This window comes from Pantoea phytobeneficialis (assembly GCF_009728735.1).
Taxonomy (GTDB): Bacteria; Pseudomonadota; Gammaproteobacteria; order Enterobacterales; family Enterobacteriaceae; genus Pantoea; species Pantoea phytobeneficialis.
The window spans coordinates 2707577-2724407 of the sequence record NZ_CP024636.1 but is presented as its reverse complement, the minus strand read 5'-3'; the positions used below and the strand labels follow the sequence as shown (position 1 = coordinate 2724407).

General features: G+C 56.7%; 16 protein-coding genes. 5 read left to right on the top strand and 11 right to left on the bottom strand.

The genetic code is table 11. The features are described from left to right. Window positions 1–82: 82 nt before the first annotated feature. Window positions 83–2356: a molybdopterin-dependent oxidoreductase gene (locus tag CTZ24_RS12650; RefSeq protein ID WP_208723695.1), complete on the bottom strand. Its 2274-nt coding sequence runs from the start codon at window positions 2354–2356 to the stop codon at window positions 83–85. A 194-nt stretch (window positions 2357–2550) separates the two neighbouring features. Here CTZ24_RS12650 and galR point away from each other — a divergent pair, with 194 nt between their 5' ends. Next, entirely contained in the window at window positions 2551–3552 is a 1002-nt protein-coding gene (gene galR, locus CTZ24_RS12645) for an HTH-type transcriptional regulator GalR (protein ID WP_036626566.1), read from the top strand. 165 nt (window positions 3553–3717) lie between these two features. After that, the gene (locus CTZ24_RS12640) at window positions 3718–5241 is read left to right on the top strand and encodes a methyl-accepting chemotaxis protein (RefSeq protein WP_021184594.1); all 1524 of its coding nucleotides are present in this window, start codon (window positions 3718–3720) and stop codon (window positions 5239–5241) included. A gap of 77 nt (window positions 5242–5318) precedes the next feature. Here the strand turns inward: CTZ24_RS12640 and CTZ24_RS12635 are convergent, their stop codons facing one another. The 5 genes from CTZ24_RS12635 to CTZ24_RS12615 all read right to left on the bottom strand — a co-directional run bounded on the left by CTZ24_RS12635 (window position 5319) and on the right by CTZ24_RS12615 (window position 9723). Further along, window positions 5319–5771, bottom strand: a complete 453-nt coding sequence (locus CTZ24_RS12635) for a GNAT family N-acetyltransferase (protein WP_208723694.1) — start codon at window positions 5769–5771, stop codon at window positions 5319–5321. Then, on the bottom strand, window positions 5771–6544 hold the full coding sequence (locus CTZ24_RS12630; RefSeq protein ID WP_208725551.1) for an FCD domain-containing protein: 774 nt from the start codon (window positions 6542–6544) through the stop codon (window positions 5771–5773). The genes CTZ24_RS12635 and CTZ24_RS12630 overlap by 1 nt, the downstream gene beginning before the upstream one ends. A 79-nt stretch (window positions 6545–6623) precedes the next feature. Further along, the gene (locus CTZ24_RS12625; RefSeq protein WP_021184597.1) at window positions 6624–6941 is read right to left on the bottom strand and encodes a PTS sugar transporter subunit IIB; all 318 of its coding nucleotides are present in this window, start codon (window positions 6939–6941) and stop codon (window positions 6624–6626) included. 10 nt (window positions 6942–6951) lie between these two features. Continuing rightward, the gene (locus CTZ24_RS12620) at window positions 6952–8379 is read right to left on the bottom strand and encodes a glycoside hydrolase family 1 protein (protein WP_208723693.1); all 1428 of its coding nucleotides are present in this window, start codon (window positions 8377–8379) and stop codon (window positions 6952–6954) included. Between the two features lie 9 nt (window positions 8380–8388). Further along, on the bottom strand, window positions 8389–9723 hold the full coding sequence (locus CTZ24_RS12615) for a PTS sugar transporter subunit IIC (RefSeq protein WP_021184599.1): 1335 nt from the start codon (window positions 9721–9723) through the stop codon (window positions 8389–8391). Between the two features lie 180 nt (window positions 9724–9903). On the opposite strand from CTZ24_RS12615, the gene CTZ24_RS12610 reads away from it, so the two are divergent. After that, window positions 9904–10215, top strand: a complete 312-nt coding sequence (locus CTZ24_RS12610; RefSeq protein ID WP_208723692.1) for a PTS lactose/cellobiose transporter subunit IIA — start codon at window positions 9904–9906, stop codon at window positions 10213–10215. 38 nt (window positions 10216–10253) lie between these two features. On the opposite strand, the gene lysA is transcribed toward CTZ24_RS12610, so the two are convergent. Continuing rightward, entirely contained in the window at window positions 10254–11507 is a 1254-nt protein-coding gene (gene lysA, locus CTZ24_RS12605) for a diaminopimelate decarboxylase (protein WP_208723691.1), read from the bottom strand. A gap of 110 nt (window positions 11508–11617) precedes the next feature. Here lysA and CTZ24_RS12600 point away from each other — a divergent pair, with 110 nt between their 5' ends. Then, the gene (locus tag CTZ24_RS12600) at window positions 11618–12538 is read left to right on the top strand and encodes a LysR family transcriptional regulator (RefSeq protein ID WP_208723690.1); all 921 of its coding nucleotides are present in this window, start codon (window positions 11618–11620) and stop codon (window positions 12536–12538) included. On the opposite strand, the gene CTZ24_RS12595 is transcribed toward CTZ24_RS12600, so the two are convergent. Further along, window positions 12535–13698, bottom strand: coding sequence for an MFS transporter (locus CTZ24_RS12595; RefSeq protein WP_021184603.1), 1164 nt, complete (start codon window positions 13696–13698; stop codon window positions 12535–12537). The two genes, CTZ24_RS12600 and CTZ24_RS12595, sit on opposite strands and share 4 nt — an antisense overlap. A gap of 377 nt (window positions 13699–14075) precedes the next feature. On the opposite strand from CTZ24_RS12595, the gene CTZ24_RS12590 reads away from it, so the two are divergent. Then, the gene (locus tag CTZ24_RS12590; RefSeq protein ID WP_036626568.1) at window positions 14076–14702 is read left to right on the top strand and encodes a hypothetical protein; all 627 of its coding nucleotides are present in this window, start codon (window positions 14076–14078) and stop codon (window positions 14700–14702) included. A 128-nt stretch (window positions 14703–14830) separates the two neighbouring features. On the opposite strand, the gene CTZ24_RS12585 is transcribed toward CTZ24_RS12590, so the two are convergent. Genes CTZ24_RS12585 through CTZ24_RS12575 form a run of 3 tightly spaced genes read right to left on the bottom strand, consistent with a single transcriptional unit; the run spans window position 14831 to window position 16828 of the window. After that, the gene (locus tag CTZ24_RS12585) at window positions 14831–15499 is read right to left on the bottom strand and encodes a DUF1989 domain-containing protein (RefSeq protein ID WP_208723689.1); all 669 of its coding nucleotides are present in this window, start codon (window positions 15497–15499) and stop codon (window positions 14831–14833) included. 13 nt (window positions 15500–15512) lie between these two features. Beyond that, window positions 15513–16178, bottom strand: a complete 666-nt coding sequence (locus CTZ24_RS12580) for an amino acid ABC transporter permease (protein WP_208723688.1) — start codon at window positions 16176–16178, stop codon at window positions 15513–15515. Beyond that, window positions 16178–16828: an amino acid ABC transporter permease gene (locus CTZ24_RS12575; protein WP_208723687.1), complete on the bottom strand. Its 651-nt coding sequence runs from the start codon at window positions 16826–16828 to the stop codon at window positions 16178–16180. The genes CTZ24_RS12580 and CTZ24_RS12575 overlap by 1 nt, the downstream gene beginning before the upstream one ends. Between the last annotated feature and the right edge of the window lie 3 nt (window positions 16829–16831).

The following is a 16831-nucleotide window of genomic DNA, read 5'->3' as shown; positions in this document are numbered from 1 at the left end:
CTGACTGTAGCAAGGCGCAGAGACGGGATGCCATCTCTCAAACGCAACAGTTACCCGCAAAATGTAACCAGCGATGAGATTCTTACTGGATTGTGCAAACCTCATGTTTTTTGATTTCCACCAGGCAACTCATGGCGTTTGGCCCCTGGGTTAACGACGAAGTGCCAATATCCAGCGTCAATACATTCGGGTTACCGGCGCGGTCCCACGGCTGCCAGGCGCGGCCAAAGCCGGGGTCAAACCAGGCCCCGGTCGAGATAATCACCACGCCCGGTGTCAGGCCATCGGTTACACGCACGCCTGCCAACATGCGGCCACGCGCGTTGCTGACTTCAATCTCGTCGCCATCGTTAATTGCACGCGCCGCCGCATCCTGCGGATGCATATACAGGGTTTCACGCCCGGCGGTTTTGTTGGCCTGCACTGTCGCGGTAGCGTCGAGCTGGCTGTGCAGGCGATCGGAGGGTTGAATCGAGATCATATGCAGCGGGAACTGCTCGCTCAGTCTTGCCCCCAGCCACTCCTGCGGCTCACGCCATTCCGGGTGACCGGCGAAATCCTCCAGTTGGTAATCCGCGATGGTCTGGCAAAACAGTTCAATTTTGCCGCTGGCGGTCTGAATCGGATTCGCCACCGGGTTGGCACGAAACGCATCCATAAACACGTAAGGCGCGCCTCCCTGCGGGATTTCGACAAAACCACGCTGCCAGAACTCACCAAACTCCGGGAAGTGGATCCCTTTGCGCGCATGCGCCACTGCGCACTGCTGATAGAGATGCTCAATCCATTGCATCTCATTGCGCCCTTCGGTGAACACCTCGCGATAACCAAGACGATCGGCTAAATCGGCAAAGATATCAAAGTCATGGCGCGCCTGATGCTGCGGTTTAATCGCCTGATGCATCGCCAGCACAAAGCGATCACGCGAGGAGCCGCCAATATCGTTGCGTTCCAGCGTGGTAGTGGCAGGTAGCACGATATCCGCCATCTGCGCCGCTGGCGTCCAGACGATATCCTGCACCACCACGGTATCCGGGCGCTGCCAGCCTTCGACCAGACGATTCAGTTGCTGATGATGATGGAACGGGTTGCCACCCGCCCAATGCACCAGATGGATATCCGGGTAATGCAACGTCTCGCCCTGGAAGCTGTAGGGCTGGCCGGGGTTGAGCAACATATCACTGATGCGCGCCACCGGAATCGACAGACCAGACGGATTGGGTCCGGTACTCATCAGCGGAGCCGGGCCTTCCTGACGCGGGTTGCCGACGCTGTTCATCGAACCATGACCAAAGGAGAAACCGCCGCCAGGCAAACCGGGCTGACCCAGCATCGACGACAGCGCAATCATCATCCAGTAGGGCTGTTCACCGCGATGGGCGCGCTGTACCGAATAAGAACAGGTGATAAAGCTGCGTTTGCCAATCAGTTGTTGCGCCAGTAACGCAATGCGCGCGGCTGGGATACCGGTGATCTGGCTGGCCCATTCCGGCGTTTTGGCAATACCATCATTCTCGCCCAGCAGATAGGCGCGTAGCTGCGGCCAACCGGTGCAGTGGCTGGCGAGAAACGCCTCATCCACCGCCTGACGCCGGGTAATTTCGAAGCCCAGCGCCAGCATCAATGCCACATCGGTATTGGGACGAATTGGAATCCACTCGGCATTGACGAACGCCGGGCAGTCATCACGCATCGGGCTGATGTTAATGATCGGCGTGCCCTTGGCGGTCAGTTGCTCCAGCGCCGGTTTCAGGCTGTGCTGCCCCGCGCCACCGGACGCTACCTGAGCATTTTTCAGCGCCAGGCCACCAAAGGCGATAAAGATCTCGGCATGTTCCACCACATCCGGCCAGTCGGTGACTCGGCCGGTCAGCGGCATGTAAGTGCCAATCACATAAGGTAAAAAGAACTGCGCCGCCCCCCAACTGTAGTTGCCCTGCTGGTCAACCCCGCCGCCGCCCTGAAAATAGAAGCGACGGATCAGCGTGCGTGCGTGGTTTACGCGTCCGGCTGAGGACCAGCCATAGGAACCGTTAAAAATGCCTGATGCACCGTAACGGTCGCGCACCCGGCGATTTTCCTCCGCCACCAGATCCAGCGCGGTGTCCCAGTCCACTGCGACAAAATCTTCGCGACCACGCAGCGTGCGATCGCTGTTCTCACGGGATTTTAGCCACGAACGACGCACCATCGGCTGGCGAATACGTTTGTCCGAATAAACCAGCTCAGGGATGGTATTCAGCATCGGTGAAGGATCGGCATCGGCGAAGAACGGTTCGCAACCGGTGAGACGGCCATTTTCCGTCACCGCGGTAAAAGCGCCCCAGTGCGCCAGATGTGGCACGCGTGTTTTCATGATTAGGGTCCGGCAGGCAGGTGTGATTCGTTCCGCCAGCATAACATAGGGGCTGCGCCGGGCTAAAGCCTGCCGCGAGCGTCTGATTTTCCGCACTTTTGCGACAGCGCTGGCATTCTGCCGGGTTGCGACGCTGGGGGATTTCCGTAACACTGGAGGCATGTGTAAACGTTTTCCCGGAAGCAGGCTAACGCATGGCTACCATTAAGGATGTCGCCAGAATGGCTGGGGTCTCGGTCGCGACCGTATCCCGCGTGATTAATAATTCCCCCAAGGCCAGCGAGAGTTCACGCCTCGCCGTGACTCAGGCAATGGAGCAGTTGCAATACCACCCAAACGCCAACGCACGCGCGCTGGCACAGCAATCCACCGAAACACTCGGCCTGGTAGTCGGTGATGTTTCCGACCCGTTCTTTGGCGCGATGGTTAAAGCCGTTGATGAAGTGGCGGGCCAGACCGGCAACTTTTTGCTGATTGGTAACGGTTACCATAACGAACAAAAAGAGCGTCAGGCGATTGAGCAACTGATGCGCCATCGCTGCGCGGCGCTGGTGGTGCACGCCAAGAAGATCCCGGACGATGATCTGGAGCAACTGATGAAGCAAGTCCCCGGTATGGTGTTGCTGAATCGGTTACTGAAAGGGTTTGAGTCACGCTGCATTGCGCTGGATGACCGCTACGGTGCCTGGCTGGCGACACGCCATTTGATCCAACAGGGCCATACCCAGATTGCTTTCATCTGTTCCACCCACACCATTTCTGACGCCGAAGACCGCCTCCAGGGTTATTACGATGCGCTGAAAGAACATGGTCTGCCGAGTAATGATCGTCTGGTTGCCTGGGGCGAACCGGATGAAGTAGGCGGCGAACAGGCGATGACCGAACTCCTCGGTCGCGGCAAGCAGTTCACCGCAGTGGCCTGTTACAACGATTCTATGGCCGCTGGCGCGCTGGCGGTGTTGAGCGATAACGGTATCCGCGTGCCGGAAGAGATGTCGCTGATTGGTTTCGACGATGTGCTGGTATCACGCTACGTGCGCCCGCGTCTGACCACGGTACGTTACCCGATTGTGACCATGGCGCAGCAAGCCGCCCAACTGGCGTTAGCACTGGCAAACGATTTGCCGATGCCGGAAGTGACCAATATGTTCAGTCCGACGCTGGTACGTCGCCATTCCGTTAGCGGGCCGGGTTAAATTTTATCGTGACCCGTAAGGGCGATGAAAATCGCCCTGGGCATTCATCACAAAATTGGAATACGACTGTTAAATATCCCTCATCTTCTTAACGTTTCTGCCGATACCTGTGCCGGACTTTTCTGGCCTTGCCAGCAAGGATCGATAGAAATTTAAGGAGGAAAGATGAGCATTTCCAGACGTTTACTTCTGGCTCTGGGTTTTATCACCGCGGTTATCATCGCGCAGGGGACGCTGGCTATCAGCTTTATCAGCGGGTTTCAGGATCGCTTCGAGAATGTACAAAGCCGCGCCATTCCCTCAATCAAACTGCTGAGTGACCTCACTGACCGTAGCCAACAACTGTGGCTCAGTTTGTATCAATATCAAAACAGCCCGACAGATTCGCTTGAATCACAGCTGACGCAACAGATCGCCGGCATTCGCGACCAACAGCAGGCTTACCAGAACAACCATATCGCCGATGATAAAGACGCCCAACTGGCGCAACAGGCGACAGACACCCTTAACCTGATGAGCCAGCGTCTGCCCGCGTTTCTCGACGCGGTAAAAGCTAATCAACCGAACGTGCTGGCAAATGCTAACGGTGTCGGCGGCACACTGCAAAAGCTGATTGCCGGTTATCGCCAACAGATGACGCTGAATATGGCGATGGGAGATCAACTCCGTACCACCAACCGCACCATTTTCCATTTTGTCAGTTGGGCGACGGTGGCGGGTATCACCGTGGCGGTGTTGATGATTGTGGTGTTTGCTTTGCTGACCATTAAGCAAATCCGTCGCAGCCTGAATAACATCTCCTCCATCATGGCGCAGGCCATGCAACATCTCGATCTCACGCTCGAAGCGGATGAGAGCCGCAATGATGAAGTGAGCAAAATGGCGGGTTCCTTTAACAAGCTGATGCGCCATATTTCGCAGGCCCTGACGGCGGTGAACAGCGCCGCCAGCTCAGTGAGCAGCGCCTCAACGCAAATTGCTGCCGGTAATGAAGACCTCTCTGCCCGCACCGAACAACAGGCGGCCTCGCTGGAGCAGACCGCGTCCAGCATGACCGAGCTGAGCGAAACGGTACGTCAGACCGCCGATCACACTCGCGATGCTACCCAACTGGCGGATAACGCCAGCAGCCTGTCGCAGCAAAGTACCGAGTCGCTGAATACCATGCTCAGCACTATGAATGACATTCATCTGAGCGCCCTGAAAGTGAAAGACATTACCGGGCTGATTGAGGGTATTGCGTTTCAAACCAATATCCTGGCGCTGAACGCCGCAGTAGAAGCCGCACGCGCCGGGGAGCACGGTAAAGGGTTTGCCGTGGTGGCCGGGGAAGTGCGGAATCTCTCACATCGTTCCACCACTGCCGCGCGCGAAATTAAAACGCTGATTGAAGCCTCAACCAATTTGATTGAGTCCGGTGCCCAGCAGGCAGCGCAGGTGGGCGATAGCATCCAATCCGTCAACGAGGTGATATCAAAGGTCAACAGCCTGGTCAGTGAAATCTCTACCGCGGCAGCAGAGCAAAGCCAGGGGATCAGCCAGGTGCATCGGGCGATTGATCAAATGGATGATGTGACGCAGCAGAACGCCGCACTGGTGGAGCAGGCGTCGGCGGCGTCACAGTCGTTGCAGGAACAGGCGGAGCATGTCTCACGGCTGGTGGGGGCGTTCCGCCTAAATCGCGCTTAACCCCCTCCCGTAGCGGCGCGATTTATCGCGCGGATTTTTCCTACACCGTGCACCGAATTGCGCGATAAATCGCGCCGCTACGACAGTTTTTTCTGGTACAGACGTACCCGTGTGTGCGGATACTCCAGCGCCTCGCCCGCAAACTGCCAGCCGAAACGCTCGTAATAACCGGCGAAGGTTGACCATAGCCACAGCCGGTTATAGCCACGCTGCCGGGCGTAGTGGATAACATGTTGTTGCAGCGCCTGGCTGACACCCTGCCCGCGGGCATTTTCATCGATATACAACGCCGCCAGCCACGGATAGAGATCCTGGCGGCTGATCAAATCACAACGCCAGAAACCCACGGTGCCAACCGCCCGCCCCGCATCAAGCGCGACAAAAGTGACAGGAAAATCAGCGCCGTTCAGGCTGCTCTGCACAATGCTGGCGTAGAACTCGCGCGTGGTCCCGGCACCAAACGCCTGCCACAACCAGTCGGTTATCTGTTCGGCAAATTGCGGCACTTCATTCAATGGCAGGATCTGCATTACATCAATTTTCCCTGAAAGATCGGCACCGATTCAAACAAATAGCCGTCAAAATCCGGCGCATCGGCATCGGACAACTCCAGCAGGGTATTTTTCACATTTTCCAGGTGCTGCCACATCGCCTGCCACGAACCCATCACATCCCGGCGGCGTAACGCAGCAAGGATCGTTTGATGATCGCCCAGCCACTTCAGACGATAAGCGCGGGTTTCGAACTGCGGGCGCAACTGCTGCCACAGCGGGCTGGCCTCATGATGTCGCCAGACGCTGGTCACGGTGTCCAGCAGCATCTGGTTTTGTGTCGCCCCGGCCAGCAGCAGATGGAATAACTTATCGTTGTCCTGGCTGCTGTCATTAAGCGCAATAGCCCGCTGCTCTTGCTCAAGGGTGCGGCGCAGGTTTTCAATGTCGGCTTTGGTCGCCATTTTGGCGGCAAACGCGGCAATGTTGCTTTCCAGCAACTGACGTGCCTGCAACATCTCAAACGGGCCAACATCGCTGCGGAAAAACGCCTCTTCCGCGTCATCGCTGTCGGAAGGTATGCGCATCACATACACGCCAGAGCTTTGACGGATATCCACCGTTCCTTCCAGCTCCAGCATCAATAAGGCTTCACGCACGATGGTACGGCTGACGCCCCAGGTCTCGGCCAACTGACGCTCCGGCGGCAGACGTGAGCCAACCGGGTAATGCCCATCAATGATTTGCTGGCGCAGATGCTGACCAATTTCCTGATACTGCTTTTTCTCTTGTGGCGCTTCGGCTTTTTCCACGCTTTCACCTTTTTGCATCATGGCGCGCAAGGTTGCAGCCGCCTCCCTGGCAGGCTGCAGCCTGTCTGCAATCTGGCCGCTAGTGTACCAAAGCCAGCGCCTGATCGAGTACCTTTGCACCATTCAGCGTACCGTAAGCAACGGTGTCGATCACCGCAATCGGCAGCTGATAGCTGTCGGTGAGCTTTTTGTTCTCCTCCAGCTTGAAGCGCACCTGTGGGCCGAGCAGCACCACCGCCACCTCGTTGCCGTAGTTTTGTAACTCTTCCCGCAGGTTTTGCTCCGGGATGGCATAGATTTGATACTCAAGACCGCGTGCCGCTGCCTCTTTTTCCATGCGGGTCACCACCATCGAGGTTGACATACCCGCAGCGCAGGCCAGTACGATTCGTTTCATCTTCGCGTCCTTATTTCATTTCATCATCAATGTTGACCGTCAGCTGTTGGTTGTCGCGCAGCTGACGAAACCAGTGCGCCGACTTTTTCATTCGCCGCTGGCGTTGGTTATCCAGGTCAATTTCAATTAATCCGTAGCGATTTTTAAACGCATTCATTGGCGAGACGTTATCGGTGAAGGCCCACAGCATATAACCCTGACAATTGCTGCCCGCCTCCCTGGCGCGCACCGCCTGATACAGATGCTCGGCAATAAAGGCGATACGGTAGTCGTCCTGAATTTCCCCCTGCGCATCTTTAAAACGGGCTTCGTTTTCAATACCCATACCACTTTCCGCTACAAACCACGGCAGGTTGCCGTACTCCTCCTTCATGCGTTGCGCCATGTCATAGATGATGCACGGCTGAATTTCCCAACCCCGCGAGGTATTCATGCGGCGGCCTGGTAGCTCGAAATGTTCGTAGTAATAAGCGGGATGGAATGGCGTTTCCGGATGCCAGGCGCGCGACGGGGCTTTTACCCGGTGCGGATAGTAGAGATTTAACCCGACCTCATCGACGGTGTTGGCCGCGATAATCGCCAGTTCCTCGGACGTTACCTCCCATTGCACCTGGTGCTTTTCCAGCAACTGCACCAGCTCGACGGGATACTCCCCTTTGATCGCCGGGTCGAGAAACACCCGGTTGTAGAACAGGTCATAGATCTTCGCCGCTTTAACATCATGCGCCGCCGACGAGCGCGGATAAGTGACTTCCGGGTTGAGGATGGTGCCTACCGTCCCGGCATAGCCCTGTTGGCGGAACAGTTGTACCACTTTCGCTGTCGCGAGATTTTTATGGTGATTCCACTGCATCCATTTGTGGGTGTTCTGCTCATACGGCCAGCGCAACGCATCCAGATAGACACGGGTCTGCACCACAATCGGTTCGTTGAAGACAAACCAGCGCGTCACTTTTCCGGCATAGCGGGCAAAAACCTGCGCTGCATAGCGGATAAACAGCTCCACCACATGCTTTGACTGCCAGCCGCCGTACTGCTCCAGCAACTGTGCCGGGAGTTCGTAATGTTCAAGGCACAACATCGGTTCAATACCGTTGCGCTGCATTTCATCAATCAGTTGGTCGTAATAGGCCGCGTATTCCTCATCCACCACCGCGTTTTCATAATCGGTGAGAAAGCGTGACCAGTTGATCGAAGTACGATAGTGCGTCAAACCTGCCGCTTTCATCAGCGCGACATCTTCGCGGAAACGGTTGATAAAATCCGTCGCCACCGCCGGACCGTAACCGTTATGCCAGACATGACGATCGTTGGTATACCAGGCATCCAGATACGAATCCTGCCCCGGCTTCTTGCCGCTCCAACCCTCGGTTTGCCACGCCGATGCTGCCGCACCCAAAATAAAGCCGTCCGGCAGTGGGATGTTGTAAGTACTCATGCTTGCTCCTTAGTTTTGCGCCAGTTCCGGTTGCAGATTTTTCGCTTCTGCCGCCTCGGCACGACGCGCCGCCACCTTCACAAACGGCAGGTAAATCAATACGGACACGCAGATACAGATGATTTGCGTCACCACCGCGCCCATTGAACCGGCGGTGGAGAGCCAGGCGTTGATGATCGGCGGGGTGGTCCAGGGCACCATCACCACCGCTTTTCCGGCAAAGCCCATCACCGTGGCGAAATAACCAATCGAACCGGTTACCAGCGGGGTGATGATGAAGGGAATGGCAAGGATCGGGTTGAGCATAATCGGCATACCAAAGATCACCGGTTCGTTGATGTTGAACAGCCCCGGCCCGAGCGACAGCTTGGCAATTTCGCGCATCTCTTTGCGTTTGGTCGCCAGCATCACGGCGGTCAGTAAACCAATGGTTAAGCCAGAACCGCCGATGCTCATATACACATCCCAGAACGGCATGGTGATGATATTTGGCACCTCTTTGCCCTGCTCGAAGGCGTTCATATTGACCAAAATCGCCCCCAGCAACAGCGGTTCGCGAATCGGCTTAATCATCTGGTTGCCGTGGATGCCAATCACCCAAAACAGTTGCGCGACAAACATCAGCAACAGAATGCCCCACAGGCTCTGCACCACCGACTCCAGTGGCTGCTGCACCACCTTGTAGACCGCGTCGTACAGGTACATGCCGGTAACCTGATGGAAGATAAAGCCAAAGGTAGCAACCAGCGTGACGGTGATGATCGACGGGATGAGCGCGGAGAAAGAGGCCGAGACATTGGGTGGCACGGTATCCGGCATTTTGATTTTCAGCCGTTCCACATTTTCCAGGCGGCAATAAATCTCCACCGACAGGATGGCGATAAACATGCCGAGGAACAGGCTTTTGGTGTCGGAGAACTGTTTCGCCAGCACATCGGTGACCAGATGCATCTGACCATCCACCAGCATCTGCAAGGTGGTTGGGGTAACTGAGACGAAGCAGATAATTGCCAGCAAGCCGGGGAACAGCGTTTTGATGCCGTTGATACGCCCCAGCTCGATACCAATCAGGAACACCGCGCCAATGTTAAGAAAACTCAGCGTGGCGTAGTTGATGCTGCTGGTGATCGGTTTCAGATCGGCGAGAAACGCCAGCGCCTGGAAACTGGCGAGGCCGTTCTTCGCATCCAACACCATGTTGGAGATCAATACCGAAAACGCGCCGACGATGATCACCGGCATCAGCGTAATAAACGAGGCTTTGATCGCCATGATATAGCGGTAGCTATTGAAACGCGTGGCAAAGCTACCCAGAGAATCGATAAGACGGTCCTGTAGAGACATTGGTTCAACCCTCAGCGTTTTGAATGGAGCATTCCTGTGTTGTGCATCAGCTTCCGTGCTGTGGCATACCAAAATGGCGATCATTGTGTTTTCTTTCTGTGATCTTGCTCGCGGAACTTATTTTTGGTATTCCGGTAGCATCAAAAATATGAATTTGGCATACCAATAAGCGAGGCGAGGATGGATTTTGAACAAACGATGATGGAGTTGCTGATAAATGCCGGTGAAGCACGATCGCAGGCGATGATGGCGATCCAGCAGGCGCGCAAAGGGGACTGGGAAGGTGCCGATGCCGCGCTGGCCGCGTCAGATGAGGCTGCGAAAGCGGCGCATAAGATCCAGACCGCGCTGATTGGGGCGGATGAAGGCTGCGGCAAAGTGCCGGTGACGTTGATTCTGGTGCATGCGCAGGACCATCTGATGACCGCGATGCTGTGCCGGGATTTGGCGGGGGAATTAGTCTTATTGCGCAAAGAACTGCTTAGTCCGTAGCGGCGCGATCGATCGCGCCGCTACGGAAGGGGCGGGACTTACAGCTCCAGCGCCAGCAACTCCTGGATAGTCTGCGCACGGCGGATCTCACGCGCGGTGCCGTTTTCAAACAGAACTTCCGGGATCAGCGGGCGGCTGTTGTAGTTCGATGACATCGACGCACCATAGGCCCCGGTGTCATGGAACACCAGATAATCACCGATCTGCACCGCAGGCAGCGCGCGGGTTTCCACTTTGCCACCTTCGAGCTGGGTAAACACATCACCCGACTCGCACAGTGGACCGGCAATCACGCTCTCCACTTTCTGGCTGTCATTCACCGTACGGCCATCGGCAGGCAGCAAGGAAATATGGTGATAGCTACCGTACATCGCCGGACGCATCAGATCGCTGAATCCGGCATCCACCAGCACAAAGTGGCGGCTGCCCATCTCTTTCACCGCACGAACCTGAGACACCAATACGCCGGACTCCGCCACCAGGAAACGACCCGGTTCAATTTCCAGTTTCACCGGATGACCAAGGTGCGCCGCGATACGTTCGCGCGCGCCGTTCCACAGGCCATAGTAGTGATCGGTATCAATCGCCTCTTCACCCACACGGTAAGGGATCGACAAACCGCCACCGGCAGAGATCGCCTCCAGGTCCTGACCAAAGCTCACCACCTGATCCACCATCGCATCACATACCTGTTGCAGATGGCCGTAATCGACACCGGAACCGATATGCATATGCAGGCCGACGAGGCGCAGACCGTGCTGCTGAATCGCCTCCAGTGCCTGTGGCAGGTCGCTGTGCCAGATGCCGTGTTTGCTGTTCTCACCGCCGGTGTTGGTTTTCTGGCTGTGGCCGTGGCCAAAGCCAGGGTTGATACGCAGCCATATCGCATGGCCTGTCGACACGGCACCGAGTTGATGCAGCATATCCACTGAACCGGCGTTAACCGGAACTTTCAGTTCGGCGATGCGCGCCAGCGTGGGCTGGTCCAGCACATCGGCGGTGAACACGATATCTTCGCCGCCCGGCTGATAACCCGCCGCCAGCGCACGCTCGATTTCGCCCAGCGAGACGGAGTCAACCTTCACTCCTGCCGCGCGCATCAGGCGCAGAATATGAATATTTGAACACGCCTTTTGGGCGAAACGCACCACGTCGAACTGGTTCAACTGGGCAATGCGCTGCTGAATGACGCTGGCATCATAGGCCCAGAACGGGCCGCTGTAGTGCTGCGCCAGCGGCAGCAAATTGGCGGCGGTCAACGCGGTTTCGGTGTTATTCAGTGGACGTGGCATAGCAATTCTCCTGTGACGTTAACGTTATTTAGCCACAGCCATACCATGCAGAAAAATATCTGTTTTAGCATCAGCTATGCAAATATGATATGGACTGAACGGAGGGCGTGATGGCAAAGATTAACTGGCGACATATCGAAATTTTCCATGCGGTGATGACCAGCGGCAACCTGACACAGGCGGCCACGCTGCTGCATACCTCGCAGCCTACCGTCAGCCGAGAGCTGGCGCGGCTGGAACAGCAGCTTGGCCTGAAACTGTTTGAACGTGTGCGTGGTCGGTTACAACCCACGGTGCAGGGATTGCGTCTGTTTGAAGAGGTGCAACGCTCGTGGTACGGGCTGGATCGCATCATGGATGCCGCCGACGGCCTGCGTCAGTTCCGTCAGGGCGAACTCTCCATCGCCTGTCTGCCGGTGTTTTCCCAGTCGCTGCTGCCGCCACTGTGCCAACCGTTTTTGCAACGCTATCCTCAGGTCAGTATGAACATCATCCCGCAGGAGTCACCGTTGCTGGAGGAGTGGCTGTCGGCGCAGCGTTACGATCTGGGCCTGACGGAAACCCAGCACGCTCCGGCTGGCACCGAACGCGTTGCACTGCTGACCTGCGATGAGGTATGCGTACTGCCGCCGCAGCATCCACTGTGTCAGCGCGCGGTGCTGACGCCGCAAGATTTCCAGGGCGAGAACTATGTCAGCCTGTCGCGTAGCGATAGTTATCGTCAGTTACTGGATTCGTTGTTTCATGAGCAGGGGGTTGAACGGCGGTTGGTGCTGGAGACGCATAGCGCCGCATCGGTGTGCGCGATGGTACGCGCGGGCGTGGGGGTTTCGATTGTTAACCCGCTGACGGCGCTGGATTACGCCGACAGCGGAGTGGTGATGCGACGCTTCAGCATTGCGGTGCCATTCACCATCAGCCTGGTACGGCCGCAGCATCGCCCGGCTTCTGCGCTGGTGGACCACTTCTGCGACCATTTGCAACAACAGGTCGCGGCGTTCCCCCAGCGCATTGCCGAGCGTCTGGTTTAAGCGCGCACCGCCTCGCCCTGCCCGCCGGATTTACGGAAGGTGATCAGGCAAACAATCAGACCAATCGCCGCCAGCGCCGCTGCCGCGACCGGCACTGCCGTCAGGCCGTAGCCTTTGTCGATCACCGCACCGCCAACCCAGGCACCGAGCGCATTGCCAACGTTAAACGCGGAGATGTTCAGCGTCGACACCAGGTTGGGGGCATCTTTGCCATGACGTACCACGTTAATTTGCAGACCCGGTACGGTGGCGAAGGTCGCCATCGCCCACAGGAACAGCGTAATCTCGGCCAGCCACAGCGCATGGCTGGTCCAGCTAAACAGCAGTGAAAACAGCGCAATCAGTGAGAAGCTGAGGACCAGGCTGAAAGAGACTTTCCAGTCGGCCAGCTTGCCGCCGAGGATGTTACCGACCGTCAGGCCCGCGCCAATCAGGAACAAAGTCCAGCTCACGCCACGATCGCTGATGCCGGTGACCTGCAACAGCAGCGGCGCAATGTAGCTGAACAACGCGAACATGGCAGCGGCAAAGCACACCGTCATCAGCAGCGACAACCACAGCTTGCCATTCGCCAGCGCACTGACTTCACTTGCCAGATGCACCGGCTTCTCTTCTTTATTGGTTGGCAGGCTGACAATTAACGCGGCAAACGCAAGGATACCGATAATCGCCACGCCCCAGAAGGTGGCGCGCCAACCAAACATCTGACCAAACCAGGTGCCTAACGGTACGCCCAGTACGTTTGCCAGCGTCAGGCCGGTGAACATCAGGGCGACAGCCGATGCCTGACGACTCGGCGCAACCAGGCTGGCCGCCACCACTGAACCGATACCAAAAAATGCACCGTGGCACAGCGCGGTGACGATACGCGCCATCATCAGCAGATCGTAACTGTAGGCCAGCGCACACAATACGTTGCCGATGATAAAGATGCTCATCAGCAGTACCAGAGTCCGTTTACGCGGCAGTTTGGCGGTCAGCAGCGCCATAATTGGCGCGCCAATGGCGACACCCAGCGCATAGCCACTGATCAGCCATCCCGCAGAGGGAATCGACACCTGGAGATCGCCCGCCACTTCCGGTAGCAATCCCATGATGACAAATTCCGTGGTGCCGATGGCGAACGCACTCAGCGCCAGCGCCAGTAATGCAACAGGCATAACACACTCTCCCAATAACGATAATTTTGCAGGCGGGCCACCCCACGAACGTGGAATGGTTACAGCGGACGCTTATAAATTTTTGAACTGCGTCACATTGAGTATTAAAGCATAGCCACCTTCGGGCATACACCCCGGTTGCAGCAAGGATATTTTGCCGCCACCGCAACAATTGTTCACATCTGTTAATGGACCTTTTGCAATTAGGCCTTTTCCCATTTCTCTCACGAAGCTGATTTTTCACGCTATTCTTGAACACTGGTTGTGATCACCCTCTCATTTTGACGGCGATCCACTCCTTAAAGGAAATTTACGCGTTGCCGATACCCCAATGGATTGCCTGGTAATGTCTCGTCATTCTTCAAAGGGGGGAGCGTATGCGATGGCTCATGGCCTTAACGATCGGCTGCCTGAGTGGCTGTTCTGTCGGACACTACGAGTACAGTAAAGAAGCAGAAAAACGGGTCGATATGACCTTCACCGGTATCCCGACAGTGCTGGGTGTCGGTTCGCTGGGCAGCGTTATCCCGCTCACCCCTGAGTACAGCCTGACGGCTGCCCATGTGGCGAAATATTCATTGTATCGGGTGAAGGCATGGCACCCGGAATGCGATCTCGCCGTGGTATATCACAAAAATGATGAGGCGAATTTGCCTCCGCATTTTCGCAATGGCCGGATTGGCGACGACGTCAATCTCTACGGCTACAGCTTTATTACCGCGCTGCCGGTGGCGTCCAACGGGCAGAATCTGATCAATACCACGCTGGTAAATGACTGGAATAAAGCCAGTTGCGTGGTGGTTGCCGCCAATGCTGGCGTGGTGAAAGGCATGTCTGGCGGTGCGGTGTACAACGCCAGCGACAATACCCTGGCCGGGGTTATCGTGGGCTACAGTAGCCGGATTAACGACAACCACAGTGGGAAGACGTTGTATAAGGATGTGGCGCTGTACGTGCCTTATGGACGCTTCCAGAAGTGGCTGGATGGGGTGATGAAGTCGTAAAGTCGTGAAGTGCGGCCTGTTACCCTCACCCCGTCCCTCTCCCATGAGGGAGAGGGAGATGTGCAATATAGTAAACCGTGCACAATGCAGTCCCCTCTCCCGCTGGCGGGAGAGGGTTAGGGTGAGGGTCAGGGCACCCACGGCCCCTGTAATTTCACCTGCGGGAAACCGCTGGTCAGAATGCGCAACTCCGCGTCGCGCGGCGTGTTATCGCCCTGCCCCTGAATACTGACGATATCCTGCGGGCAGGCCGAGAACGCCACAAAACAATCCATTTCGGCGCGCAGCACAATGTAATCGCCCGGTTTGGTCACCACCGGTAGCGTCTTCAGGGTGATGCCATCAGGTTGTACCTGAATATTCATAAAGATATTGAACGACGCCAGATTGCCGTGCGGCAGTGTCACCCCCAGCTCTGCCAGCCCTTCATGCAGGTTATCGTGACAGTTGCGGTGTGGTTCGGTGCAGCCCAGCAGTTCATAACGGCGGGCATCACAGGCAGCCATAAAGGTGTCGTGCACGCCTGGCGAGGTGTCAGCCACCAGCGTCAGAATCGGGTGGCGCTGGCTGGTGATAAAGCTATCGCCCACCTTTGGGTTGAGGCGCTGGTTCCAGACACGCGTCGCCTCCATACACATATACTCGCTCACGTCTTCCGCGTTATAAGCCCAGCAATCCACCACCTGGGTGCCGTGCAGGTTGATCACCTGTACCGCTTCGCCCTTGTTGAGACGAACGGCTTTACCGTAGCGCGCCGGGATAGTGACGATAGCGCGTTGCTGAAATTCAGCTGACATGTTGTTCTCCAGATTAATGCTGCAAGCCGCGACGATAGCGCGTCATGCGGGATTCAAGACAACGCGCCAGCCAGTCAATCAAGCTGTTCAGCAGCCAGTAGCAGAGTGCTACCGTCAGGTAGATCTCCAGCGGCGCGTAGGTATCAGAAATCGCCTGTTTGGCGGCGTACATAAACTCCTGCACCGAAACAATCGATAAGAGCGCAGAGTCTTTAATCAAACCAATGGTTAACCCGACCAGCGGCGATAACATTTGCGGCAGCGTCTGCGGCAGTACCACATCACGCAGTTGCTCGCTGCGGCTAAGACCGAGTACGCGGCACGCCTCCCACTGGCCTTGCGGCAGCGCGGCAATCGCGGCGCGGATGACCTGCGCGATGTAAGGCGCGTAATAGAGCGTTAACGCCAGCACCCCAACTACCGGTGAAGAGAGGGTGATGTCATACTCCGGCAGCACGAAATAGAGCAGATAGATCACCACCAGCAAGGGCAGCGCCAGGGTTAACCCGCTGTAGAGGTTGAGAATTTTTAGCCAGAACGGCGAGGCGCGCATCAGCATCCACGCCATCAATCCGCCCCACAGTAAGGAACAGAGGGCCGCCACCGCACACAGTTGCAGGGTGGCAATCAGGCCGTCACCTAACGACGGCAATGAGGTCGCAATCGCCTGCCAATCCATTATGCCAGCCTCCGTTTCGCTTCCAGCCGCCGTGCCGCGCTAATCAGCGGCAAGGCAATTAACAGATACCCCGCTGCCACCAGCAACAACACCTGAGTCGCATCATAAGTGCGGGCGATAACGATCTGACCGGCATAGGTCAACTCCGTCAGCGCCACCACCGAGGCCAGTGGAGTGGTTTTCAGCAAAATGGTGAATTCATTCACCAGCATTGGCAGGCTGGCGCGCATGACCTGGGGATTGATGACATACCACCAGGTCAGCGCGCGGCTTAACCCCAACGTCCGGGCGGCCTCCAACTGACCGCGCGTCACCAGACTGCGGTTAACGCGCAGAATTTCCGCCACGTACGCACCACTGTTCAGACCAATCGCCACCACAGCTGCAAGCATCGGCTGACCACCCAGCCCCAGGCGCGGTAGAGTAAAAAACACCACAAACAGCTGAACAATGGCCGGGGTGCCACGCATCATGCTCACGTAGAGACGGCCAATAAAGCGCCAGATCCAGGCACGGCGCAGTTGCAGGAAACAGCCAAGCTGCCCCATCACTACGCTCACCATTGACGCCAGTACCGTCAGCACCAGCGTCATCAGCAGACCGTGCCCCAGTTCCGGCAGCGCGGCTATTACCTGTTGATCCAGCCCCATTGC